This is a genomic window from Mucilaginibacter sp., assembly GCF_028288225.1.
Classification (GTDB): domain Bacteria; phylum Bacteroidota; class Bacteroidia; order Sphingobacteriales; family Sphingobacteriaceae; genus Mucilaginibacter.
In genome coordinates this window covers 1-23,512 of the sequence record NZ_JAQBOC010000026.1, presented here as the reverse complement: position 1 = coordinate 23,512, position 23,512 = coordinate 1, and the positions used below count along the sequence as shown (strand labels likewise).

The following is a 23,512-nucleotide window of genomic DNA, read 5'->3' as shown; positions in this document are numbered from 1 at the left end:
AAACGCGGGAAAGCTCGTGGAAATACGGAAGATGCAAGAAGTTTAAATACCCATTTAGACAGTATCCTGGCGAAGCTGAAACGTATCCACACCCGGCTGCTGGACAGCGAAGAAGAGATCACTGCCGACACATTGCGGAACGAGCTTGACGGCAAAGGAAAGAAATCTAAAATGTTGCTGGAGATTTTCAGCGATCACAATAAACAGATGGAATCCTTGATTGGCAGAGGCTTTGGCGCCAATACACTTAAAACCTTTAAAAGCTCTCTTAAACATGCGCGGGAATTCATCGAATGGAAATTTAAGCGCCCAGATTATGAGTTGCGAAAAGTCGATTTCAATTTTATTAAAGACTATGACTTCTATTTGCGGACGGAAAAGAATTGTATCCCTATTTCAGCTGACAAATATGTAAAGCACTTGAAAAAGATCATTCTTGTTTGCTTGGCCAACAGATGGATTGTCACCAATCCTTTTTTACATTATAAATCGACCGCGAAGCCCTCTCCAAGAACTTTTTTAACAAAGCATGAGTTGGACATTATCCGAAACAAAACATTAATTGTCGAACGCTTGAATGTAGTGCGGGATATTTTTATTTTCAGCTGCTTTACGGGGCTTGCTTATATCGATGTGCAGAAATTGACTCCGGGCGAAATAGCTCAAGGCGACGATGGCAAGTTATGGGTGTTTACTAAAAGACATAAGACGGATACCCCATCACATATTCCCTTGTTAAAAGAGGCCTTGGAAATCATAGAAAATTATAAAGACCACCCTATTTGCGTACGCAGGTCGTTGCTATTACCGGTACTGACCAACCAGCGGATGAACAGTTATCTGAAAGAAATCGGCGACTTGTGTGGAATCACCAAAACATTAACCTTTCACATGGCCCGGCACACTTTTGCCACCACGGTTACTTTATCTAATGGGGTTCCAATGGAAACTGTTTCAAAAATGCTTGGACACAATAGTATTAAGACAACGCAACATTACGTCAAGGTTCTAGATAGCAAAACAAGTGAGGACATGCAGAAGCTTGAAGAACGGCTATATGATAAGGCTATACCTGCCAGCAACATTGAGCCTGCTGAGCCGGAACAAATTGAAATGGGACGCGTGGTCAGCATGTTTCGTTAAGACACACACGAACGGCTATCATACTAGAAATTAAATTTTTAACGATTCAATTGACAAATATTGTACAATATTGGTTAAGATAGTAATTTTAAATATCTTTGTGTGATGCAGGAGCAAACAGATCAAAACAGGCGCGTATTGGTAGTCCGGTGGAAAAAACTGGCTGACAATAGTATGGAAGTATTTTCCAGCCTGAAAAATTTCTGTGAAAATCATACCGCTTATAACTATAACACACTGAATAATTACCTGTCAAAGAAAAAGATCCCGTTTGAAAATGACGAAATCCGCATCGAAAGAAAGCCAGTGCAACAACGCTCCGCTAAACCCGACCTGCCGAAGCATTTATTCTGGGAGTTCGACTATGATAAAATGGACTGGCAGCGGAGTTACCGGACTGTTATAGAACGTGTCATTGAAAGGGGGCTACCGGCAGAATGGGAAACAATGATCAGCTTTTACGGCAGGAACCGTGTAATTAGTGCATTAACAGAAGATATACCTTATTTAACCAACCATGGCATGGATGCCGCTTGTACCTATTTTCAGTTGAGTAAAACTCAACTCAAATGCTACACACGGAAACAGTTACGCCAGGAACACTGGAATTGATCCATCGTTTGATGGATGATGATAAATTAAAACAATTTTATTTGGTAGGCGGCACCGCGCTGTCATTAATGCTTGGGCACCGGTTGTCCATAGATATTGATCTTTTTACGGCTGATAATTTTAATGGTTTGGAATTGGCTAAGCATTTAAACGATAATTACGGCGCAACTATCTTAAATGCGCGCAACAATTTTTTAACCGGTCATATCAATGGAGTAAGGCTGGATATGTTATTGCACAACTATCCTCACATAAATCCAGTGCTCGATCCTGAAGGTATCCGAATGCTCGGCTTGGAAGATATCGCCGCCATGAAGATCAACGCTATCGTAGGCAATGGTACACGGCTAAAGGATTACGTGGATATACGTTACCTATTGAAAGAAATATCCTATCAGCAGATCGTCGAGGCCTACTCAACTAAATATCCTAATACGGATAGCCATCAAGTGCGGATGTCATTGCTCCATTACCATGACATAGATTTTACAGCGGAAATTCTGCTTATCAATGATAAATTTAAATGGCCGGTTATCGAAAAGTCGATCAAAGCTGCCATTTCTGAACATGAACTCATTTTAAAAAAGAACTTAACCCAAAATATTAAACGCGGACCTAAAAAAGGCTTCGGTCGAAGGATGTAGTTCGATATACAGGTAGGCTAGCGGTGCCGGTGGCGAGTAGGGCAACTCATATTCTCCGGTTGAGCAAACGAAAGCGCTTTATAAGTGCCGGAGGATTTATTTATTATCCTTTACCGTGCTGATATTCAATATTTTAAATAGGTTGTATTTCTCAACTCACCGAATTACTCACCACTTTTAATTTACCTTGGTATAGCTGCAAATGGTATATTACAAATATACAAAAAATGCATTTGTTACACGTTATTATTTACATTGTGTTGCGCTTTAGTTGACATTTGCGTTCCCATTTATGAACATTTGAATCACTTAGTTTAAGTCTTAGTAAGCTAATTTTGTTCCATCAAATCCTCAAAAGATTGTCTGATTAACATTGCCAATATGTTGCAGTGTAAATTCAAATAATCAATTGTAATATTATAAACCAATTCTAATAACTTGTTATGCTAAAACGCGTACTCATTTGTACTTCCATTGTTTTTTTCTGGTTCAATTGTTATTCAGACTAATGCCCAAAGCGCTGCGATTCTCTTTCGGCAAAAATACTTCTGATTTTAGCTGTAAACCTAATTGTTCTTTTTCGGGCAATATGCTTGGACAGGGCGATGGCTTAAATAAATACCTATATAGCCCGCACCCTATTGCTGAAGCGACAAGGAATACAGCATTACAACAACTCCAAGCGACGCATAAACCGGCCTGGTACAACAGACTTTTTAAAATATTGACTTCTCTATATGAAACATTTAGGTTTTTTTAAATAAGAAAATGGACAGAAAACGATTATACGTTCACATTTCAACTAAAATTGGATATATAAATCTTTAAAAGAAGGTGTAGGAAAGAGAAAATATAAATTTATATTTTCAGTACTTATTATTTATCAACAGTATTAACATTTGTTATTAGCTGTATGTGAGTAACTTATGTTCTCATATTCCTTTTGGGTATATTTTCCATTTATTATTATTACAAAATAATATCACGGAGTACATTAGTCCTTCTCTTAAACTTTATCATATGCCATCAACATCAATGTCCCGGAGGGATTTTTTGAAGAATTCAACCATTTTTGGCGTTTCGGTTAGCCCGGTGATCAAACCGCTTTCGCGGCTTTTTGGAATAAAAGAAAGCCAGGCTCATAAGTTAATTGACTTTGGGCTTCGTTTGATCAAGCCCGAGAGCTTACTGAGCCTCGAATTTTATTTTATTAATGTTGATTTTCGGGAAGGGTGTCTTTTTAGTAAGACCAGGCTGTTGTCCATTTATGAGCAGCCTCCGAGTTATATGATTGTAAGATTACCGCAGCAGCATATTGCTGAACAAGCTTATGACACTTCGACCAAAGATTGTGGTTGTAAATTTCTGGATACAGATTCTCCGGACAAAGACTGGATAGCAAAAGTGGTTATTTCCGGCTATAGCTACATTGTTTTTCAATTGTTGCAGGACCGGATCGATAAAAAGCTCAAAATTCCGGTTACAGAAAAGGATTTGTTCGATTGGAACAACGAAGATCGTTACCACCTGGTCATCAGACAAAATCTCAACGAATCATTATTCAATATTAAAATCGAGTCTGAAGCTGGCAAATATTATGAAAATACCTATCCATTAAATTATAAAAAAAGCGGCACGTCCTATACCTATGACATTAACCGCTTCCCTAAAGCTTACGGCGATCCTATTACTGCGATTGAAGCGCCCTGGCGCCTGATTATAAGCCCAAAACTTCCCGATCCGAGACAGTTCAGGTTCAAATGGATATTCACGAATGAAAGTAGCCCGGGCGATACCTCTGCGGAATTGTGGATGGCGACTTTAACGGTAGAACCCCGGCCAGTCATTCAGGCGGCATCATCTATTATAGGCGATGACCGAAAAGCTGATCAGAATGCGGATCAAATATTCTCAAACCTGAACTTAATGTTCATTGGTTCACCGGACCACCCGAATCATAACATTAATGCAGATGATTATTTTCAGAATGATGTGCTTGGTCCGCAATATAAGGTGCTTCCCTATTCGGTAAACCGTTATGCCTTAGTTGAGCTTTATATTAAATATAAACTGCTCGCACATAGTAATAATATTTCTTTTTCTCCATTGGGCATCAGCGCTTATATAGAATTTAAGAATACCAGGATAAACGATACCGTTCAGGACGGATTCCTGCCGAAAAAAATCGATTTATATTCTTATAAACACTTGATCTCTTTTGGAAGGGACGAGGGCGTGGAGGTTACTGAACTGATTTTGGAAAAGGAATCCGGGCTGAAAATGTTACTGATCCTGACGACAAAGCGTCGTACAAAGGATGGGATTTCTTACCTGGATTACCGTGAATATATTAAGCCTCTGGAAATTGAAAAGGATTATACCAGCCATGTCGACGGAGAAGGTATTTCAAAATTCCGCTCACCGTTCAAAAAGATCCGTTTCCTGGAAAAAGATCCAAGGCGGATATGCAGCATCGGCAACGACACCGTTTATACCGCGGCAAATTCGAACCTGAAGGCACTGACAAATGGTAAAGTCCGTCAGGGGATTTTTTATCCGTTAACCTCAGACGCAAAAGGGAATTATGTTCCACTGACTTTTCAGATGGAGATCACAGATTGGCATGATCATGTTTTTACAATCCGTAAAAAAATTCAGGCAATAACCTTCGGAACAAATGACCGTATCGAAGCAGGGGATGGTATTACGCTCGCCGATATTTATGAGTTCTTTGACAACGATAATAGTGGGGGAACAGTATCTGTTCAGCAATATGAAGCGATCAATACTGCGCTGAACAATAATTACCAAACCTTAGTCACAGATGTCCGGAATTTCGCGCAGGGAACGCCTGCTACCGGCGAACATACCTTTTTTGATAAAACCGTAGCGCAAATTATTGAGCTCAAAAGTTTGCTGCCCAGCGGCAGTCTGGGTGAGGTCATCAATTCGCGGAAAAATGACCTGGTCGCGCTATTAGTGAATAAGCGTAACCAATTTAAAAAGATCATTCAGGATAAGATCAATATGATCACACTTGATACGCAGGAATATTTGAATAGTTACACTGCCGTGCTTGAGGCAGCGACCGCGGCGGAAAAGGATGTGCAGGATAAAATTACGGCGCTGAAATTGCAGATTGATACAGATACACAAAATTTATCCGCAGGTATAAAAACTCAGCTTGACGATCTGGCTGCTCACCGTGACAAGATAAAACCAATTCAGAAAGAATTCAAAAGCGCCCAGGGCTTAATTGACGATACAACGGCTGATCTTAACAAAGCAAACAGTGACCTGGCGAATATTGATCCGAGTGACACTGACGCAATCGCCAGGCAAAAAGCTAAGATCAAGGCGTTTCAGGATTTGTTGCAAAATTATAGGGCTGCGGGTAAGGCATTACTGCTTCAACACGAAGACGAGCTTGCTGCGGAGGCACTTGGCGGCTATACTAATATCACGAAGCTACTAAACAGTATTAACACCAAGCTTGCGCAACTCCAGGCCCAGATTAATAAACTGCAGACGCAGATCGATGCCATAAAAGCGCAAGTTCAGGCAAGGTACCAGGACCAGCTGGACTTATTGGACAGACTTTTAATAGAAGCCGGCGACAAAGTTGATGCAGCCACAGTCCAAGTCAGCAACAATGTCAACTACATCGTTAAATCGGTGAAGTCTTCTTCTTACCTGCTTATAGTGGAATACCTGGAAAAATGGTTTGACAGCTTAAAAAGTGATTTTGAAAATAAAGAAAAAGACTACCACAGGGATATTGATACCGGTGTAGGAAATTTATTTGATCCCAGCCGTGATACGGAGGTTCAGGCTTCGCTGAAGGCGATACTTGATCTGAAAACCAATTTACCAAAAATAGATATTATAGACATTGACGGAAAGGCCGTTGTTGATTTACATGGTGCCCCGGTGAAATTTGATCTGACACCCGTCCTCTCAGATTACCTTGACGGACTTATTTCAGCTGTCAAGCTGCTTTTCTTTGATTTTACTTACCGTTACTTGCGTCCGTTAGCTGATTATGATAAAGAGCTGTTCAATGATATTAAAGGTTTCAGGGACAGGTTCAAAATCGATGTGCTTGGTAAAATAAACGATCTTAAAGCGGCTGAAAGAAGTATCACTAACGCTATTTATACATACCGGAGCAAAATCGGTTATGCAGTAAACAAATTTGAGGATGAACTTGAGGAAATTAATGGCTCATTGTCCGCGCTGGAGACGGATTTTTTTGTATTAAAAGGTGAACTCAGAACGATGGTCAATAAAAGCGCGCTGATCGATTTCTTTCACCAATATTCAAGTATGCCGCAAATGAAACATGCAGAGGTCTATGTTTCGGGCATTTCCAAGCTGGTCAACCAGGAGATCGCCGTAGGCATGAACTATGCAGATGATTATATCGCCAGTCAGAAGGATCTGTATAATCTAAATATTGAAAAAAATGCAACGCGGGTATTTGCCGAGATCAAAGAGTTTTCAAAGAACGAAATCAAAAGCGTGATCCGGAAGCTTTCTCCGGATTTTGGCGGACTCATTAATCCAGAGCTGGCCGTGGACTTTTTATCATATTTGAGAGATCCACGAAAGGTCGGAGAACATTTGCTTAAACAATTACCTGCAGATTTACAAGACAGAATTGCTGCTTCAGAGAAGGAGATAGATCTGCTTAAGGGACAAGTGGCCCAAACGAGAGCACAAATCAACGCAGCTGTAAATGCTACAAAGCAGCAGTTGCAGCAATATAAGGATCAGCTTCAGCAACAAATTAACGCATATAAAGATGCTTTGAATGCTACGCCCCTGGTCAAAGACCTTGTGCTCATCGGCAGCGAAGCAAAGTCCTATTATGATGAAGCCAAATCTTTTAGTCCCGACGCGTATTTCAAAAACCTGGAAGCTAAAATATTCGGAACTATTTATTTAAATCAAATTCTGGGTATTGATTTCGAGCTGCCAAAACTTTCTCCAGGCAAGGATGAGATTACTTATAATTTTATTACTAATAAGATCCAATCTAAGGACTTTGATTTTTTTCGCTTTGTAGCAGAAAGTGATACCCAAATACAGGTTTATTTTTCTAAGAGCCTAAAAGCAGCGGGCGTTTATAATTCGTTTACCAGGCTGAGTAATTTCCGGCTGGTTATACGTTTGGTTTCGGAGGATGTGTTGCTGATTAAGTTCAGGGAATTCAGGATCGGTTCCAGTAACACGCAGTCCCGACAGATTGTTGCCAAACTGGATGGTGTTGCTTTTGGGGGACCATTGGACTTTTTTGGCAAACTGGCAGAAAAACTTCAGTTGCCAGGAACCGGCTTGAGAATAAAGCCATCAGCAAATCAACTGGAAATTGGCTACGGTTTCCCTTTGCCGAGCATCAGTGCGCCCGGCTTCAATTTTGCAAATATCAAATTTAATGTTGGCGTCATTATCCCTTTCGCCACCAGCGCCTCGCTCACTGCGCTTAAGCTCGTCGCAGGCATTAACGCGGAAGATGATAAATTCCTGGTCTCCGTCGGTATTTTCGGAGGGGCCGGATATTTCAATATTGAAGCTTATCCGGACAGCCTCGAGAGTATCAACGCGGGTGTTGCCTTCGGCGGGTATTTTGGTATTAACCTGGGGATCGCTTCTGGCTATGTATTCCTTTTTGCCGGGATCAGCCTAAGTTACGCCCGGTCAGGAAACATGACGCTGGTGGGCTATCTGATTTGTGAGGGTGGGGTTACCGTTTTTGGATTTATATCCATTTATCTTACTGTAATGCTGTCCATGACTTATCAGCGTATCGATGGTCAGGCAGCCCTGTACGGATCAGCATCGCTGAGGTATTCGATAAAAATAGGTTTCTTCAAAAAATCATTTGAAATCAGCTTCAGCAAGACATTTGTCGGCGCAAAGGGTGCAAGTATTGGCGAGCAGCAAAATTCCGCCTACCTGTACAACAAACAAACCCAGGTATACTACGCAAGCACAGAAAAAGACCCTGCCGAATACGCCAGTTACCAACTTAATTATTTACAGGACGAAACGATTCCTGAAAGCAACAAGGACGAGCACTCAGCGCTGTTTGAACATATCTACAGCGACCAGGACTGGAAATTTTATTATAACGCATTTGACTTATAAATTTTATGGGGAAAAATATCAAAATCATTTGTTCGCTTGTGCCGAACGGCAAAGTTCCCGGAAACAATAACCTGGGGAGGTTTTCATTATTCCTGTCGCCACGCCTGCCAGATGACGGTAAATTAAATCAATATTATGAAATATTGAACTGGCCAATGTTTTCCGACTTTTTCAAAAAGAATTTAAAGCTAAGTTTAAAGCTCGGCAAGATCGATTATGACGGAGTGCAAAAGACTTATCACCAGTCAGGAAATAGCAAATATGCTGCTATAAACTATGATGATTCATTCCTGTCCAATATAGCAGTGAGCAATCCTCGTATACGGGATGGACAATTTATCTGGAGCAGCTTATTTAAGCCAGATACGCCAGTGCAGGAATGGGTTTTGGATGAAGGTTGGTACCATGATAAAGTCGTTTACCTGAACGTCTCAAGAAAAACAGAAAGGGCAGCCGGTGCCACGGCCGCAGATATTCCGCCTCAAATTAGTTCTGCTGAGAGCAATGTTGCTGCCCAGGCCCATGATGATATGAGCGCTAACCTGCTTTATCAGGATGAAATACGGTACAAAAATAAAGCGAATCAGGAATTCCATAAAAAGATATCGATCCTTGCCGATTATCCGCATTTGCTTCGAAGCACCGGATGGATCGTCGATTTCACTGTTGATTTGAGTTTGATCGGAGATCATAATATTTTAAAATTGTATGGCCTGGAACTGCCGGATAATTTGGAAGACGAAAAATGGCAGCTTTTTGCAGATGCGATCGATTTTAAGACGCCCTGGACCTATTTTGACGGTGAATCTTTTTCCTATAAATACGCGGAGAAATATAAAGACCACTATTTTGACATTAAAGATGGTTATATCCTGCCGGGAAGTGCGAGCTATAACATTTCCGCCGAGCAGTACCGCCGAAGCGGAAAGGTGAAAAAAATCAGCGATCAAACCAAAGATCTTTCCAGTAGTAATTCCTCGCAACTAAATGCGGCGGATTATACAAATTACCAAACTTACCTTGATAAACAGTCTCAGCAGGGCGAAGACACTTCCGAAGGCATCCAGCTTTCATTAACCGCGATCGGGGCTTCACCGGCTGGCATGGTTTTGAATAACCAGCCCGGCAGTGATCAGATTTTAGAGCTTCCGGATTCAGAAGCATTGACGCTGAATAACGTTGACGTCAAAGCCCTGAATATAGACCAATATATTTTATTCGGTCACCAGATCGATTCCGGATATATTGTGGAAGTTAGCCCGGATAACGCGACAAAGTTTCACTCTTTGAGTGAAAGGATCGCCGATTATACAGTTGACGCATCACCCTCATTCGCTAAAAATAAGACCGAATTTATATTGAGAGATTTTTACGATCAGGCGGCGATTTCTGAAGTTGCCGTGGCGGGTAAAACCGGCAGAATTTATTTCTCAGAAGACATTTGCCGTTGGAACAACTGGAGCCTGGTCTGCCAGCAAAGCGGAACCCACCCGGCAGATGCGACCGCCAATGACAAGTATTTTGAGTATAACGACCTTGAGCTTTCAAACATCAGGCCGAAGCCGGGTTCATTGCTGCCAATGCGTTTTGGAAAGCGTTATAATTTCAGGATAAAGGTGGTCGACATTTGCGGAAACGCCGCCCCGTTTGAACCTGCGCGCGAGACACCGGCTGCCCTTATTAAAGCGGATAAATATGCCCGCCTGGAGCAAATCAAAGCGCCGGAGCTTTACAACGCCCAACGTATTTTTGAATGTGATTTTTTCAAGCATAACGAACCGCCATTGCTCAAACCAGCATTCACAGGCGAACAATTAGATTTGATGGCCATCAGGTCAGTCACCGGTGCACCTGTCAAACTGAAGTCTCAGAATGAACAAACAGAGCGTGCTTTGTGCCCGCAGCGTGTTCATTATTCCCTCGCTGAAAATCACGGGGTTTTCGATGATAACTGGAAGGATAAAAAGCATCAGGCAACCGTATTTCAGCGCGCCGCCTATCGGGTCAAGGACAGTAGTCATGAAGTTTTTGAGACGGGTACCATTATTCCATTTCTGACGGATCCCGCAGTATCTGGTTTACATTTTAAGGTCGAAACCCTGAGTACAGGGAACGATACGGTGGCAGCTGCTGATCCGCTTCCCGAGCTAAAAATAAATTTCCATCAGGATGACACGTATCTTTCTAAAAGGTTTTTGTCCTTACGACTGGAGGAAGGTGATAACAAGTTTAAGCCTACTGAAAACGCAACTGTTATATTTGGATTGGAAAAGACGGCCGTGGCTGTTATGTCGGTAACGCCTATTTTCGACAGCAAGGGTTTTGGGAATATCTTTAATGCAGATCCGGTAGTAACAGCAAGACTTATAACCTTAGTTCACGCGGTTAGTGAGCCATATTTATTTAAAAGTCCTACTACCCTGACGCTGGAAGTCCTGGACCGCACGCCGTTTATTACAAATGACGAAAACGTTAAAGTCAAATTTAACAATACCTTTTATAATCCGGTGGAAGTGTTCCCTGTATCTTCCTGTGCGGAAATTAAACTGCGTGCCAGGTATGATCGGATAGTAATCGACAAAACCCATCCCGATGGTTTTGTAAAGGAAGCTATCAATGTATTTACTGACTTTAGTAACGTAAAAGATTCAGATACGGCTTTGTTGCCTGCACTGAATCAGTCATCCAATTCCGTCGCAGCGTTTTGCACACTTAACAATGATCTTCAGCATTCTTTTGGCGATACCCTTTATCACAAGGTAGACTATTTCCTGGATGGCTCCTCGAGGTTCACTCATTTCTATCCGGAAGCAAATACAAACGATTTTATCTATACACAAACTGCAGGGCAAAAAATTATTAAAAATTCTAAAAAGATGAAGGCGCCTGAAATATTTTCCATCGTACCGCTTTTGGAATGGAATAACACTTTAGTGAGCCAGGAACGCCGCAATACAAAGTTTCGGGTGTATTTCGAAGGAATCTGGTACGAATCGGGTGCGGAGGAAAAGTTGGCAGTCATCTATATGAATGACAAAACCGGCGCAGTGCCAGATGAACTGCAAAATCTGGTGTCTTCTTATGGAAAAGACCCTTCAAATAGTTCGAACCGTACCTCCGGGCTTACAGACAATTTCTTTGAACCAGGGCAAATTATTCAAAATGTCAACTACGAACTGTTCAATATTGAACCAAAAACTGCGGTTGATATGACCGTTCACGATGGAGCCAACTTTGCCGGAAAGATCAATGCCGCAATCTTTGATGTCCACTATGACATCCGGCAGCAACGCTTTTACGCGGACATAGCTTTAAATTTCCCGGATAACGATCTTCAAACTAACTATATGCCATTTCTGAAATTTGCCGTGGCAAAATATCAGGAGCATTCTATCGTACAACCGGATTATTATGACTTTCGCTTCTCGTCCGTCAATATGACACCACAGGTTCAGCAGTTACCTTATCGTAAAATAACCATAAAGATGCCAGCTTATGCAATCACCGGACCCGTACGTGCACCTGCACCCATCGCTGGCCGGGCCGGAAACAAGATTTTTGACGCGTTAAGTGAATTTTATGTGATTTACCAGGCTGCCCATTACCGCGCACCGGTTATCGTACAGGATTACCAGCATGAGGTTGAGACAAACATGGAAATCGCGTTAAAACTAAGTGGCCATGCGTCAGCCCTTCATCCTGAGAAAGGCCGACTTCCGGATAATATCGACTTTTATTATTTGGAAGAATATGAATTGTACGATGTACTGGATTCCAATGGTCAGACGATGTTTGAATCGATCGACGATGGTGCACAAGGATATAATCCGCGGGATGATATCAGAAAACGTTTAATTTCTTCTTTTAAAATTAAAAAACAATAGCGATGAACAACAACTTCAAAAAAATGAAATGGATCTATTTGTGGATAGCCTTAGCAGCGATCACGTTAAATAGTTTTTGTGTGCCGGAAATTTTCGATCAGCGTCATGCTTTAAAAAAGCACAAAAAAGCGGAAGATTTCAAGGTGACGGTATTCCGGCAATATCCAAACAACAAATGCACCTCCGGCTACTTAGCAGTAAATGGTAACATCATTTGTTATACATTGGAAAAGCCATGGATCGACAATATCAATAACATAAGCTCGATACCGGAGGGAACCTACGGCGGCATTTTACGATATGATCATAGTGATCATTGGCGAATAGAATTAGTTGGCGTGCCAAACCGTCCTAATATTCAAATACACATCGGCAACGTGCTCGATGACACAAAAGGGTGCATTTTGGTAGGCACCGCTTTAGGCCCGGACCTGTGTTCCATAAAAGGCGGGACTTCCGCGCCTGCTTATGCAAAGTTGAAAAACGCATTTTATGGCACCGATAATCCGACCTCGACTCCGGATAAAAATATTTCCGTGGAAATTGTAGGGCATTAGCAGATCAACACATGAGCATTATAATAATCGACCCAGGCCACGGTGGCACTGCCAATATCGGCGGTTCCGATGCCAACCACGCCGTAGGACCGGCCGGAACAAAAGAAAAGGATCTCACACTGATCATCGCGGTCAAGGTTGCAGAAAAGCTGACTGACGGCGGCTATACTGTCGTACTCACGCGTAATAACGACTCAAATCTTAGTCTAAGAGACCGGGCAACCGTCGGAAATGATAATCAAGCCAGTGTATTTGTATCTATCCATTTTAACGGTTTTAATAACCCGACTACCCAAGGGACAGAAACATGGGTTTATACAGGAGCATCCTCCGATTCGATCTTATTAGCGACTTCTTTATTATTGCAACTGGTAAATGCAACAGGTTATTCCAATAGAGGGGTACGGTCTATGAAGTTAGGCGTACTTAGCCCAAGCTATCAGTATTTTTCAACCGCTGCCAGTTTGGTAGAAATTAGTTTTCTGACAGATCCTAACGAAGAACAGCGTTTATTGACCTCCGCTTACCAGGATTCCCTTGCGGGAGCGATCTACCAGGCAATCGTAGACTATCTGGTAAGCGCCAGCAGCATATCACCTGATACACCTGTAGCGAACGCGGACCCAGGCGGCGACGGAGATGCATGAATATTGGTCAGTGCTAAAATTAGGAGATTAAGTTTTTATTTCGCTAACTTTATGGATTGATTAAATTGAGATGTCTGGTTATAAGGAACTTAGGGACGGGAGTTGGTCGCTTTACTGAAGGCGGAAGGACCTCGCGTTCACGGAGCTAAACCCCAAAGCTTCTAAATTGGCAAACTATTAATAAATTACAGATTATACCGTCTCGCATATATGATGTACGAAAATTAGACGTTATAAATGTTCTAAGACATATCTATAATTCACCAAAGGTATAATTATATCCCTTTTTTGCCAAGACAAATATTGAATAGAATCTTATAGCATTGACCATATTCACCGCGGTCGCGAAGATAACCCACGCCGAAATCAAACGTCAAGGGTATACAAGCGGGCCGTTTTTTCCGCTTCCAGCGGCAGGGCTTGACATTTGATCCGGCTAAGCGCTGTTTGTTGCTTAAGTCTTGAATAAGTATGGGGCGATCATTGAATAACCTAAACCTTTTTTAATTGTTACATACAAGTAACATGACGCTAAAGCAGCCGTCAATTAAACCGGCTCAATTGTTTTTAGGTTGATTAGGAAGGCTTTCATTTTTAAAATGTCATTGACAAATAGACAATCTACGTTCAATAAAGAGTCATTCGTGGCGTCATTTTTTGAACTGATATAAAGGACTGGAAATCAGTTAATTTTAACTAAGGTTCGAGTTCCGTCCACAGCACGGATCAGATGTGGGACGTTAGGCAAAAAAATTTTATTCCATTAAGAACAATCCGAGGCACATTTTAAAAATAATTCTTAACTTTGAATATAACATTTACAGCCAGGGCCTATGAAACACTGGTGAGTTTTTGAAGTAAAAACAGGCAAAATCAGCCTTTAAAGCATATAGACCGATGGAGTTCGATTCTCGTCGGGACCACTTCACGGGAAAGGAGCGATAATTTCGCATCTTTCCCGTTTATATTTTCACGTAATCCATTGTTAATGTAGTATATTAGACGAGCTGCTTCACTCAAACGAGTAGTTCGATATTTTTCCCCATCGAAACGCAACTTTTCTCGAAAAATCAAACCAAAACCTTCCTTTTTAGATGCACATCACCGTCAGAATAGAACCTTTTTAAGTTAGAAAGTGATTCTATGGCCTTATCTTATTCGGCTACTATATTCTTTTTACCCCATTCTGCCAATAGCTGCATCACATCGTTGAGCGACATTCCCTTTTCAGTGAGGGTATACTCCACCTTTGGCGGGACTTCGGCATATACCTTCCGATTGATGATACCGTCAGCCTCCAGTTCCTTTAAATGCCTGGATAAAACCTTTAATGCTATACCTTGAATGGCTTTATGCAGCTCACCAAATCGCTTGGGGCCTGATAATAACATCCAGATAATAACTGGTTTCCACTTGCCGCTTATGATACTGATTGATCCTATTATTGAGCAATCACAATCCGGCTCTACTTTTTTTTCAATTATTTTTTCTGCTAACATGTTTATAATGAGCGTTACTGTCTTAAATGTCAATACTTGACAAATGTGCCATTACTTGACAAAAGTAAAGTTATGGAATAGTTTTGTTAAAAAAAGTGAACATGAAAATATTAATTATAGGTGCAACGGGTACCATCGGAAAACACGTAGCCGCAGCATTACAAAAAGATCATGAAGTAATTAAGGCAGGTTCAAAAAGTGCTGACATACAGGTAAATATATCGTCAACCGAGTCGATAGAAAACTTTTACAAACAGGTCGGAAAATTTGACGCCTTAATTTGCGCTGCCGGGGACGCACAGTTCGGGCCTTTAGCAACTATGAAGGATGCTGATTTCAGGATTGGCGTTAACAGTAAATTGATGGGCCAGGTTAACCTGGTATTGATCGGCCAGCATTACATTAATCCGAAAGGGTCGTTTACTTTAACATCAGGTGCATTAGCCGATGACCCGATTCTAATGGGTGCAAACATTAGTACGATGAATGGAGCGATTAATGGATTTGTGAAGGGTGCAGCAATAGAGCTTGCACACGGAGTGCGTATCAATGCGGTCGGTCCTGATATTGTTGAAGAATCTATGGCCTATTTTTCCTATTTCCCGGGACACGTTCCTGTCACCATGAGCAGGGTTACACAGGCTTATATAAAAAGTGTGTTGGGCGGACAAACCGGTCAAATCTATAAGGTTTTGTAATAGATACTTAAAAATTAAGAAATAAAATAAAATGGTTTGTATTTAATAAATGAATCACAAACAAGTAAAATAAAAACTATGAAAATACTCATTATAGGGGCCACTGGCAGAACTGGTCGCCTTATCGTTGAAGAGGCACTAAAGCAAGGCTATGATTTAAATGTTTTGGTGCGGGATAAAAATAAAATGCCCTTTAATTCAAAATCAATTAAAATATATCAGGGAACACCTGCCCGCCGAGCAGATTTAGCGGCTGCAATGCAAGGGTGTGATCTGATAATAAGTGCTTTGAGTATCGCCAGAGCCTCAGATGCTCCCTGGTCTAAATTGATAACACCTGAATATTTTATATCTGAAAGCATGAAAAATGTGATTGCCGAAGCGGGTCAACAAAACCTAAAACGGTTAATTACAATCTCTGCGTGGGGTGTTGGGGAAACCAAAAAGGAGATTCCTTTTTGGCTCAGATGGTTAATTAACTATACCAACCTCCGCCCTGTCTATGCGGAACACGAATCGCAGGAAAAACTATTGGCGGCTTCAAACTTAAGGTGGACGGCTGTAAGGCCTGTTGCCTTAAATGACTCCAAAAAGATAAAAACTTTAAAGATGAGTTTTAATAACTTCCCAAAACCAAGTTTATACATCAGCAGGCAAAGCGTAGCTAAATTCATGGTTGATATAGTAAAATCCGATAAGTACGATATGAAAAGCCCAACTATTTCTGAAAATTAATATGGCTGGGAAGTGTTTAATGATCCAACTTACAAAAGGTCTTACCGGTGGTAAACCTACAAAGGGCAGCACCCTGCATCACTAACTAAGGACCTGGGTTAGTGAAAAAATTAGCAGAACATCAAAGGGTTTCCACCCTATTTTTTGTCATAAAACATATAAGTACAAAATTAGCATAGTATGAAAGCAGTAAAAGTAATTGGATTTATTCTACTCGGATTGGTGGTAGCAGTGGCTGCCGCCGGCACTTATGTAAAGGTAGCATTACCAGACACAGGCGCAGCGCCTCAAATTAAAATAGAACGCACAGCAGAACGAATAAAGCGCGGCGATTATTTAGCCAACCACGTTTCTGTTTGTATGGACTGCCACAGCACCAAAGACGAGAGTTTGTACGGAGGCCCGGTGGTGGGCAGCTTTGGGGCTGGAGGTGAAAAGTTTGATCAGCAGATGGGCCTTCCCGGCAAGTTTTACGCATCTAACATAACCCCTTATAAATTACGCAGTTGGACAGATGGCGAAATATTCAGGGCACTAACTACCGGGGAAAACAAATTTGGCAAAGCCATCTTTCCACTAATGCCCTGGGATCATATAGGGCAGATGGATAAAGAGGACGTGTATAGCATTATTGCTTATTTGCGTTCAATTCCCGCAATTAAAAAAGACATACCGGCGTCAGAAATTGACTTCCCGGTCAATTTCATTATTAATACCATGCCGCATAAGGCAAATTTGGGTAAGCTGCCATCAGAAACTGATACCGTCAAGTATGGCGCTTACCTTGTTAACGCAGCGGCTTGTATAGATTGTCATAGTAAAAGATCTCACGGGGACATAATACTCGGGACAGAGTTTGGTGGTGGAATGGAATTTAAACAGCAGGGAGGTATTATACATTCTGCAAATATCACACCAGATAAACTAACCGGCATAGGATCATGGAGTAAAGATATATTCATCCGACGATTTAAAAGCTTTGAAGGTAAAGAAAAGCAAGCGGCTAAACTTAACCCCGGCGATCCACAAATACCAATGCCATGGTATTTGTATGCTGGAATGAAGACCAACGATCTTGCAGCAATCTATGCTTATTTAAGAACTGTTAAACCGATCAACAATCAGGTTATTGCATTTCAGAAGTTTTGAAAGCTTGTGAACGCGCTCTGCCAAATGTGATTTTCTGCATACAATGAGGTTGTTGCGTATTTATATAATGTTGTTTAATCTGGAAATTCCGAAGGCATTGACCATGCAATTCCGTGCGCTATGTTCTTTGTATTGTGTAAATGAACATTTCAAAATGTACTTGAGTGTTAGGCAGTAAGCATAATCAAAGTGTTGAAGAATACATTGGTCGATTTTCCGGAATGAGTGATCAAAGGCTTCATATTCAGTACACATGGGATTTATAGACAAATCCGATGGAGGCTCCTCGATTTCGAGGAGCCTTTTTTCTTTGATTTCAAGCAATTATGAGCGAAGCCTGGATTTAGTGGGTGTTCGACACAGCCCATCTTTATATATGAGAGGATGTGTGCTTGACTAACCAACATCAATCTTCCTAATAACAGGCACAGTGTCAATTTAATCTTTTAACGATTTTTTAAACCTGGGCGGTACCGCCGTCAACAGAAATCGAGATACCGGTTATATAACTTGAATCATCAGATGCCAGGAAAAGTGCGGTTGTGGCGATCTCCTCCGGTTCACCAACTCTGCCAAGCGGCACATGGCTGATATAGGCCGCTTTCTGCTCGTCGGTTAAAGGTGCGAATATGGCTGTATCAATCGGCCCGGGATGAATGACGTTTACTCTTATACCTCTCAATTTTAAGTCACTCGTCCAGCATTTAGCATATACGCCCAGAGCTGCTTTACTCGCGCTGTATACACTCATATTGGCATTTCCTTGTAATGCCGCAATTGAACCGGTCATAATGATCGACCCATTTTCATTAAATAATGGCAGGGCCTTTTGAACGGTAAACAAAGTTCCTTTGGCATTGGTGTTTAATTGGGTGTCAAAATGTTCTTCGGTTATCTCGCCAATTGGGGCAAAAGCAAATGTCCCTGCGCTGGCAAATAACACATCAATATGCCCCTTTTCAATCTTTACTACCTCATACAAATGATCTAAGTCGGCAAGAACCGAAGAATCACAAATAACGCCTGTAACGTTTTTACCTATAAATTTGACCGCCTCATCCAATTCTTTTTGGCGACGACCTGTGATAAAAACGTAAGCGCCTTCTTCTACAAACAGTTTGGCTGTAGCCAGGGCCATGCCTGATGTAGCGCCGGTAATGACGGCAACCTTATTTTCTAACTTTTTCATGATATTGAATTTTGATTTTTTATCCTATCAGATGTTGATTTTGCAGCTTCTATTACTTCAGCCCGGTATTTTTCGACATAGTTTTCAAAAGTATCCTGCCCTAAGTTAACGGCCTTCATTCCACCAGCTAAAAGGATGGAGACATCTTTTATACCCATATAGCCTAAAATGCATTTCAAAAATCCGGATACATAATTGCATTGCTCTTCCGGCGCACCTGCTGTATAGAAGCGGGCGGTGGCCAAAATCACTGTTGTTTTCCGGTCGTCAAGCATTCCGCCATTTAAATTATAGGTGTGGTTAAAACGGACCACCTGATCGATATATGCTTTAAAGTTGGCAGGAACGTTATAGTTATGCATCGGCGTACCGATCAGAATTTGGTCTGCATTTTTTAACTCTGCGACTAATTCGTCTGAAAGTTGCATGGCCTTAACCATTTCGGGCGTTTGTTTTTTGGCAGGCATAAAAGCGCCGCCAAGCCATTCGATGCTGATAAATGGAAGTTGGGTTTTCATCAAGTCACGTGTAATAACCCGCCCGTCCGGATGATCTTTTAGCCACTGTTGAATAAATTGATCGCTGAGTACTCTGGAAAGCGATGTTTCAAATCGCGGGCTCGATTGTATGTTCAATAAAGTCTTCATAATAAATTTTGATTATTAAACAAAAGTACAAGAGTTAATCATACTAATAATTTCAAATAATCCTATATTTTTGCTTAATAGTATCAATATACTTAAATGGACGCCCTAAGCACATTAATAGAAGCAACTAAGATCGAAAGCGTTGTTTACAATAAATTAGTTAACCGTGCCCCCTGGGGGATAGAAGCCGCGGAGGACAATAATTCACAATACTGGCGGCTGATCAGTGGGAGCTGTGTCATAGGTCTACCCGATGGGGAAATTATTAATATGAGGGAAGGTGACCTCGTGTTTATTCCCCATGGCTCAGCACATTGGATAGCCGATAAAGCAACTAGTATTCGTGTGCCAGCTGCAGAATATACTAAAGCTAGAATGGCCGGAATTCCTATTTTCTGGGGTGACGGTGAAGAAGCTATAATTATCGGTGGACATTTTCATTTTGGAGAGCGTAATCATCTGCTTTTAAAAGACCTACCCCGAATAATAAGGATTACAGAATTTGCAACGGACCACCAGTTAATGCTCGATCAAACGGCCCAGCTAATTCTTGCAGAGTTAAGTAAAGAAAAGCCAGGTAGCCGGATAATGTTGAAGGCACTCGCTGAGATCTTGTTTATCAATATTATAAGGGCTTATCTTGAACAAGCTGTCCATCAAACGGGATTTTTTTCCGCTTTAAATGATGCCCCCATTAGCAAAGCACTTAAACTGATTCAGGACGCACCAGGTAAAGAATGGACACTTAAATCAATTGCAGAAAATGTAGGGTTGTCAAGATCCGTTTTTTTTAACAGGTTTAAAAAATTAGTTGGCGCAACGCCTTCAACTTATTTGACCGACTGGCGTATCACGCACGCTAAAGAAATATTGTTGACATCTAACAATAACATCAATGAGATTGCCGAAAAAGTTGGTTACCAATCAGAAGCGGCGTTCAACCGTATTTTCAAATCAAAAACAGGCTATACGCCAGCAGCATTTCGAAGAAACCAGTCCTATCGATAAGATTCTCGGAGGTAATTTCTTTGACGTAGCCGGTCGGTATCAGCTCGGAGAAATAAGAGTTGTAAAATAAAATGTAAAAGGTGTTTAATAAATTTATCACGGGGGATTTATTGAACACCTTTTTTTAAAAAAAATCTCCAAATTATTCGCTGATTTGTTTAACGTTTTTGTCAATGTGTTTTTGTAAAATCCGCTCTACAATCATTAAAAACCCATAAACGTGTTCGACTAATTTCCCGCTGTTGGTACCATAAATGAATCGATATGAAGCCTGGTATGAACAATACTGGGCTTTTTTGTTGTACGATCAGCGCAGGGGTTGCTACGGCTCAGCCCGAAAATTTGTGGGGTGTTGAAATAAGTATTTTCTTTGCAGGAGAATAAACGCAACCGACTATCCCTTGCAGAGCACTTTCTGAACTTCTTCAATAACCGCAGTACCAATGCTTCAGCAGAATCCTTTAACGCCAAGATCAAAGCCTTCAGGGCTACTTCAAGAGGCGTTAGAGACACTACTTTCTTTTTATTCAGGTTAGCAAAAATCTATGCTTAAAAACTTATTCCCACAAGAATTCAACTTGATCCCTGAAACCGTTATGCCGTTTTAGCTTTCGGCGTCATTTATTTAATAATATAAGTGTTATTCCAATTACCGCTGACACCGGAATAGGTGTATAATGAGGTGTTTACTGCATCAAAAATTTCAGCTTTGATTGCTTTAACGCCCCCCGGACAAACAGCTATATAAACTACCAGGCCGGGTGCCGGAGTATATTTAAGCTGTCCTACCCCCTGCTCGTTAAATAAAAATGGAATAGTAACATTGCCTATGGTCGTTATTGCGTTGCAGTCGTTACAGGTAACCTGTATCAATGCGGTGCCTTTTGTTCCGTTATACCAGTCGTAAGTATTTAATGTAGCAACTTGCGTAGTGCCGGCATTGCTGCTTAATGTATTAACTTTGATAGTGCCGATATTGCTTTTTGAAGATACGGGTGAGATGTTAGCCTTTAAACAGCCTGTTAATAACAAGGATAATAAAATTATGTATATCGGTTTCATAGTTGAATTCTTTGGCTGATCTGCTTACCGGCATAAGTAATAATACCCAGCACTAGATACCCCTCAACAAAAAGCAATCCAACCAAATTCTCAGTAAGCAGGACGACAAACAGACGCAGCAAGGGGGTGCCTTTTCCGCATGATGCGAAAAAATTCCCCACTTAAGAAAGGGTGGCGTACCGAATTGCAAAAACAGAATTTGTGAAAAAAATTACAGATAAAGGCAAAGAGTACTTAGACAGAAATGCAAGTTTGTAATAGTTTGACTATTAACAACTTGCATTTTTTATTTTTGATTAGCTTAATTGCCCGCATCGATAACACAGTTCAAATTAAAACAACAAGTCATTAATTATCAAATACTTACAAAGCTAAAAGTGTTTAATTCCCTTCCTTTCATTGACTGTTAGTCGAACACGGGCGACTTATTAACTATCAATTATTTATAATATTAAACAGTTTCTTATTCCCATACAGTTACAATGTAGCACCTTTAAATACCTTAACTACCTATAAACCAACCTCCTTTATAACACGACCATAGGTTGAATAAACCGATAATTAATAGATCTGGGCACCCGCTCAGCCGTTCACGTCGGAAGATTAGGTTCGCAGCAAGCCCACATGTCGGTAAGTATTGAGGAGCACACCCGTGGGCGTTGCCTTCGAGCTGACGAAAGCGAGTTCGCGCGCGTCAACGGTGTCCGAAAAGAAGCGTTTGCCCCGACCAAGCAAGACCGGATAGACGATTAGCACAACCTCATCGACCAGTCCCTTGTCGAGCAACACGGACGTCAGCGTCGAACTTCCCCATACGATTAGATCAGGGCCGTCCGTTGACTTGAGACCGCGAACACCCTCTATGATGTCCGCGCCCAGGTCTCCGACCGGGCCCCATTCGAGGCTGTCAGGCCTGTGAGTAGCGACGTATTTCGTTGCGGCGTTCAGACTGTCCACCATCGGACTGCTCCCGGCCTTCGGCCAAAAGCCGGCCCAGGCATCGTAGGTGCGGCGGCCAAGCAGCAGATCAAAGCTCGTACCGTATGCCTCGATGAGGGCCGCCAGCCCGGCCGGGCTTCGGTACGGTGCCGTCCATGCGCCATACGCGTAGTCTTCGTCGTGCTCGATCACGCCGTCCAGCGAGATATGTTCGAAGATCCTGATCTTTCTCATTTTGTTTGTTATTAGTTTAGTAATTGTACAAAGTTAAAACGGACAAGATACGCGCATGAGGGGCAATCATGACAAAATGAGGGCACTTTGCGACATTTACATTTGTCAAAAGCGAGGGTAACAATTTAAAATCAAACTCTTATTCTTTTACTTTAGCAGAGGTTTTTATAATTAATTAGATCGATAAGGAGGCGAAGATAATCAGTTTTCTGAATAAGAAATACAACGTTAGGCTCTAACATATTTAACATTTATTCCATTATAAGCCAGTATATTAGCAATCCTAATTAACTGACTATAATGAATTTTAAAGACCTCAAAGGCAAGCTATTGCTTTCATGTGAAGTAAAAAGAGCAATCCGTCCAACTGGATTCCGTAATCGCCTTAGCGCTGATCAAAAACTGCACATCTACAAACGTTGGAAAGCTGATAATGAAACAATATTGGCACAACGAGAAGAAACCAAAGATATTTAGCCATGAGTTTCATAAACGAACTTTTCACCTTCAAGGGACTATTGGCTAATTCTGATAAAACCAAATCCAAAGAAGAACCTAACTTCCCTGGTCACGGCCGCCTATTTAAGGTTTTTCATCCATTAGATATTTACCGATACGGCGGTTTAGCATCTTTTGATACTACAGATGATCAAACGAGGAAACCTGTTGATTTGATGTGCAAAGAATCGAGGGAGAAGTAAATTGCAACTTTCAT

At 41.4% G+C, this 23,512-nt stretch carries 19 protein-coding genes; 14 read left to right on the top strand and 5 right to left on the bottom strand.

The features are described 5' to 3' along the window. The 7 genes from JWQ54_RS07855 to JWQ54_RS07825 all read left to right on the top strand — a co-directional run. On the top strand, positions 1-1,143 hold a 1,143-nt coding region (locus JWQ54_RS07855; RefSeq protein ID WP_299582673.1), incomplete at its 5' end, for a site-specific integrase. Positions 1,144-1,248: 105 nt separating this feature from the next. Then, positions 1,249-1,755: a hypothetical protein gene (locus tag JWQ54_RS07850; protein WP_299582670.1), complete on the top strand. Its 507-nt coding sequence runs from the start codon at positions 1,249-1,251 to the stop codon at positions 1,753-1,755. Continuing rightward, on the top strand, positions 1,713-2,399 hold the full coding sequence (locus JWQ54_RS07845) for a nucleotidyl transferase AbiEii/AbiGii toxin family protein (RefSeq protein ID WP_299582668.1): 687 nt from the start codon (positions 1,713-1,715) through the stop codon (positions 2,397-2,399). Before JWQ54_RS07850 ends, JWQ54_RS07845 begins: the two co-directional genes overlap by 43 nt. A 1,020-nt stretch (positions 2,400-3,419) precedes the next feature. After that, on the top strand, positions 3,420-8,549 hold the full coding sequence (locus JWQ54_RS07840) for a hypothetical protein (protein ID WP_299582665.1): 5,130 nt from the start codon (positions 3,420-3,422) through the stop codon (positions 8,547-8,549). Between the two features lie 143 nt (positions 8,550-8,692). After that, positions 8,693-12,433 carry a hypothetical protein gene (locus JWQ54_RS07835; protein ID WP_299582662.1) on the top strand — a complete coding sequence of 1,247 codons (3,741 nt, stop codon included), beginning with the start codon at positions 8,693-8,695 and terminating at the stop codon, positions 12,431-12,433. Between the two features lie 23 nt (positions 12,434-12,456). Further along, positions 12,457-12,990, top strand: a complete 534-nt coding sequence (locus JWQ54_RS07830) for a DUF5675 family protein (protein WP_299582659.1) — start codon at positions 12,457-12,459, stop codon at positions 12,988-12,990. Positions 12,991-13,001: 11 nt separating this feature from the next. Then, a complete protein-coding gene (locus tag JWQ54_RS07825; protein WP_299582656.1) occupies positions 13,002-13,637 on the top strand; it encodes an N-acetylmuramoyl-L-alanine amidase in 636 nt (211 codons plus the stop codon). Between the two features lie 1,154 nt (positions 13,638-14,791). On the opposite strand, the gene JWQ54_RS07820 is transcribed toward JWQ54_RS07825, so the two are convergent. Beyond that, entirely contained in the window at positions 14,792-15,136 is a 345-nt protein-coding gene (locus JWQ54_RS07820) for a helix-turn-helix domain-containing protein (RefSeq protein WP_299582653.1), read from the bottom strand. 101 nt (positions 15,137-15,237) lie between these two features. Between JWQ54_RS07820 and JWQ54_RS07815 the strand changes: the two genes are divergently transcribed. The 3 genes from JWQ54_RS07815 to JWQ54_RS07805 all read left to right on the top strand — a co-directional run bounded on the left by JWQ54_RS07815 (position 15,238) and on the right by JWQ54_RS07805 (position 17,718). Beyond that, positions 15,238-15,834, top strand: coding sequence for a short chain dehydrogenase (locus JWQ54_RS07815; RefSeq protein ID WP_299582650.1), 597 nt, complete (start codon positions 15,238-15,240; stop codon positions 15,832-15,834). A 78-nt stretch (positions 15,835-15,912) separates the two neighbouring features. After that, positions 15,913-16,569: an NAD(P)-dependent oxidoreductase gene (locus tag JWQ54_RS07810; RefSeq protein ID WP_299582647.1), complete on the top strand. Its 657-nt coding sequence runs from the start codon at positions 15,913-15,915 to the stop codon at positions 16,567-16,569. A 180-nt stretch (positions 16,570-16,749) separates the two neighbouring features. Continuing rightward, a complete protein-coding gene (locus JWQ54_RS07805) occupies positions 16,750-17,718 on the top strand; it encodes a c-type cytochrome (RefSeq protein ID WP_299582644.1) in 969 nt (322 codons plus the stop codon). A 457-nt stretch (positions 17,719-18,175) separates the two neighbouring features. Here the strand turns inward: JWQ54_RS07805 and JWQ54_RS07800 are convergent, their stop codons facing one another. Together JWQ54_RS07800 and JWQ54_RS07795 are read right to left on the bottom strand one after the other, a co-directional pair. Further along, a complete protein-coding gene (locus tag JWQ54_RS07800; protein ID WP_299582641.1) occupies positions 18,176-18,907 on the bottom strand; it encodes an SDR family oxidoreductase in 732 nt (243 codons plus the stop codon). After that, positions 18,904-19,554 (bottom strand): NAD(P)H-dependent oxidoreductase, encoded by a 651-nt coding sequence (locus JWQ54_RS07795; protein WP_299582638.1) that lies wholly within the window; start codon positions 19,552-19,554, stop codon positions 18,904-18,906. The genes JWQ54_RS07800 and JWQ54_RS07795 overlap by 4 nt, the downstream gene beginning before the upstream one ends. 96 nt (positions 19,555-19,650) lie before the next feature. Here JWQ54_RS07795 and JWQ54_RS07790 point away from each other — a divergent pair, with 96 nt between their 5' ends. Together JWQ54_RS07790 and JWQ54_RS07785 are read left to right on the top strand one after the other, a co-directional pair. Beyond that, positions 19,651-20,562, top strand: a complete 912-nt coding sequence (locus JWQ54_RS07790; protein WP_299582635.1) for an AraC family transcriptional regulator — start codon at positions 19,651-19,653, stop codon at positions 20,560-20,562. 370 nt (positions 20,563-20,932) lie between these two features. Beyond that, entirely contained in the window at positions 20,933-21,115 is a 183-nt protein-coding gene (locus tag JWQ54_RS07785) for a transposase (protein ID WP_367187091.1), read from the top strand. 68 nt (positions 21,116-21,183) lie between these two features. Here the strand turns inward: JWQ54_RS07785 and JWQ54_RS07780 are convergent, their stop codons facing one another. Both JWQ54_RS07780 and JWQ54_RS07775 read right to left on the bottom strand, forming a co-directional pair. Beyond that, entirely contained in the window at positions 21,184-21,624 is a 441-nt protein-coding gene (locus JWQ54_RS07780) for a hypothetical protein (protein WP_299582632.1), read from the bottom strand. A gap of 603 nt (positions 21,625-22,227) precedes the next feature. Next, positions 22,228-22,797 carry a dihydrofolate reductase family protein gene (locus tag JWQ54_RS07775; RefSeq protein ID WP_299582629.1) on the bottom strand — a complete coding sequence of 190 codons (570 nt, stop codon included), beginning with the start codon at positions 22,795-22,797 and terminating at the stop codon, positions 22,228-22,230. Between the two features lie 300 nt (positions 22,798-23,097). Between JWQ54_RS07775 and JWQ54_RS07770 the strand changes: the two genes are divergently transcribed. Continuing rightward, positions 23,098-23,274, top strand: a complete 177-nt coding sequence (locus tag JWQ54_RS07770) for a hypothetical protein (protein WP_299582626.1) — start codon at positions 23,098-23,100, stop codon at positions 23,272-23,274. 2 nt (positions 23,275-23,276) lie between these two features. Continuing rightward, positions 23,277-23,498: a hypothetical protein gene (locus JWQ54_RS07765; RefSeq protein WP_299582624.1), complete on the top strand. Its 222-nt coding sequence runs from the start codon at positions 23,277-23,279 to the stop codon at positions 23,496-23,498. Positions 23,499-23,512: the final 14 nt, after the last annotated feature.

What these genes read in the sequence shown, in the direction of transcription:
- JWQ54_RS07850 (WP_299582670.1), top strand. Translation starts at nt 1,249, where the DNA reads ATGCAGGAGCAAACAGATCAAAACAGGCGCGTATTGGTAGTCCGGTGG.
- JWQ54_RS07845 (WP_299582668.1), top strand. Translation starts at nt 1,713, where the DNA reads ATGCTACACACGGAAACAGTTACGCCAGGAACACTGGAATTGATCCAT.
- JWQ54_RS07840 (WP_299582665.1), top strand. Translation starts at nt 3,420, where the DNA reads ATGCCATCAACATCAATGTCCCGGAGGGATTTTTTGAAGAATTCAACC.
- JWQ54_RS07830 (WP_299582659.1), top strand. Translation starts at nt 12,457, where the DNA reads ATGAAATGGATCTATTTGTGGATAGCCTTAGCAGCGATCACGTTAAAT.
- JWQ54_RS07825 (WP_299582656.1), top strand. Translation starts at nt 13,002, where the DNA reads ATGAGCATTATAATAATCGACCCAGGCCACGGTGGCACTGCCAATATC.
- JWQ54_RS07820 (WP_299582653.1), bottom strand. Translation starts at nt 15,136, where the DNA reads ATGTTAGCAGAAAAAATAATTGAAAAAAAAGTAGAGCCGGATTGTGAT.
- JWQ54_RS07815 (WP_299582650.1), top strand. Translation starts at nt 15,238, where the DNA reads ATGAAAATATTAATTATAGGTGCAACGGGTACCATCGGAAAACACGTA.
- JWQ54_RS07810 (WP_299582647.1), top strand. Translation starts at nt 15,913, where the DNA reads ATGAAAATACTCATTATAGGGGCCACTGGCAGAACTGGTCGCCTTATC.
- JWQ54_RS07805 (WP_299582644.1), top strand. Translation starts at nt 16,750, where the DNA reads ATGAAAGCAGTAAAAGTAATTGGATTTATTCTACTCGGATTGGTGGTA.
- JWQ54_RS07800 (WP_299582641.1), bottom strand. Translation starts at nt 18,907, where the DNA reads ATGAAAAAGTTAGAAAATAAGGTTGCCGTCATTACCGGCGCTACATCA.
- JWQ54_RS07795 (WP_299582638.1), bottom strand. Translation starts at nt 19,554, where the DNA reads ATGAAGACTTTATTGAACATACAATCGAGCCCGCGATTTGAAACATCG.
- JWQ54_RS07790 (WP_299582635.1), top strand. Translation starts at nt 19,651, where the DNA reads ATGGACGCCCTAAGCACATTAATAGAAGCAACTAAGATCGAAAGCGTT.
- JWQ54_RS07780 (WP_299582632.1), bottom strand. Translation starts at nt 21,624, where the DNA reads ATGAAACCGATATACATAATTTTATTATCCTTGTTATTAACAGGCTGT.
- JWQ54_RS07775 (WP_299582629.1), bottom strand. Translation starts at nt 22,797, where the DNA reads ATGAGAAAGATCAGGATCTTCGAACATATCTCGCTGGACGGCGTGATC.
- JWQ54_RS07770 (WP_299582626.1), top strand. Translation starts at nt 23,098, where the DNA reads ATGAATTTTAAAGACCTCAAAGGCAAGCTATTGCTTTCATGTGAAGTA.
- JWQ54_RS07765 (WP_299582624.1), top strand. Translation starts at nt 23,277, where the DNA reads ATGAGTTTCATAAACGAACTTTTCACCTTCAAGGGACTATTGGCTAAT.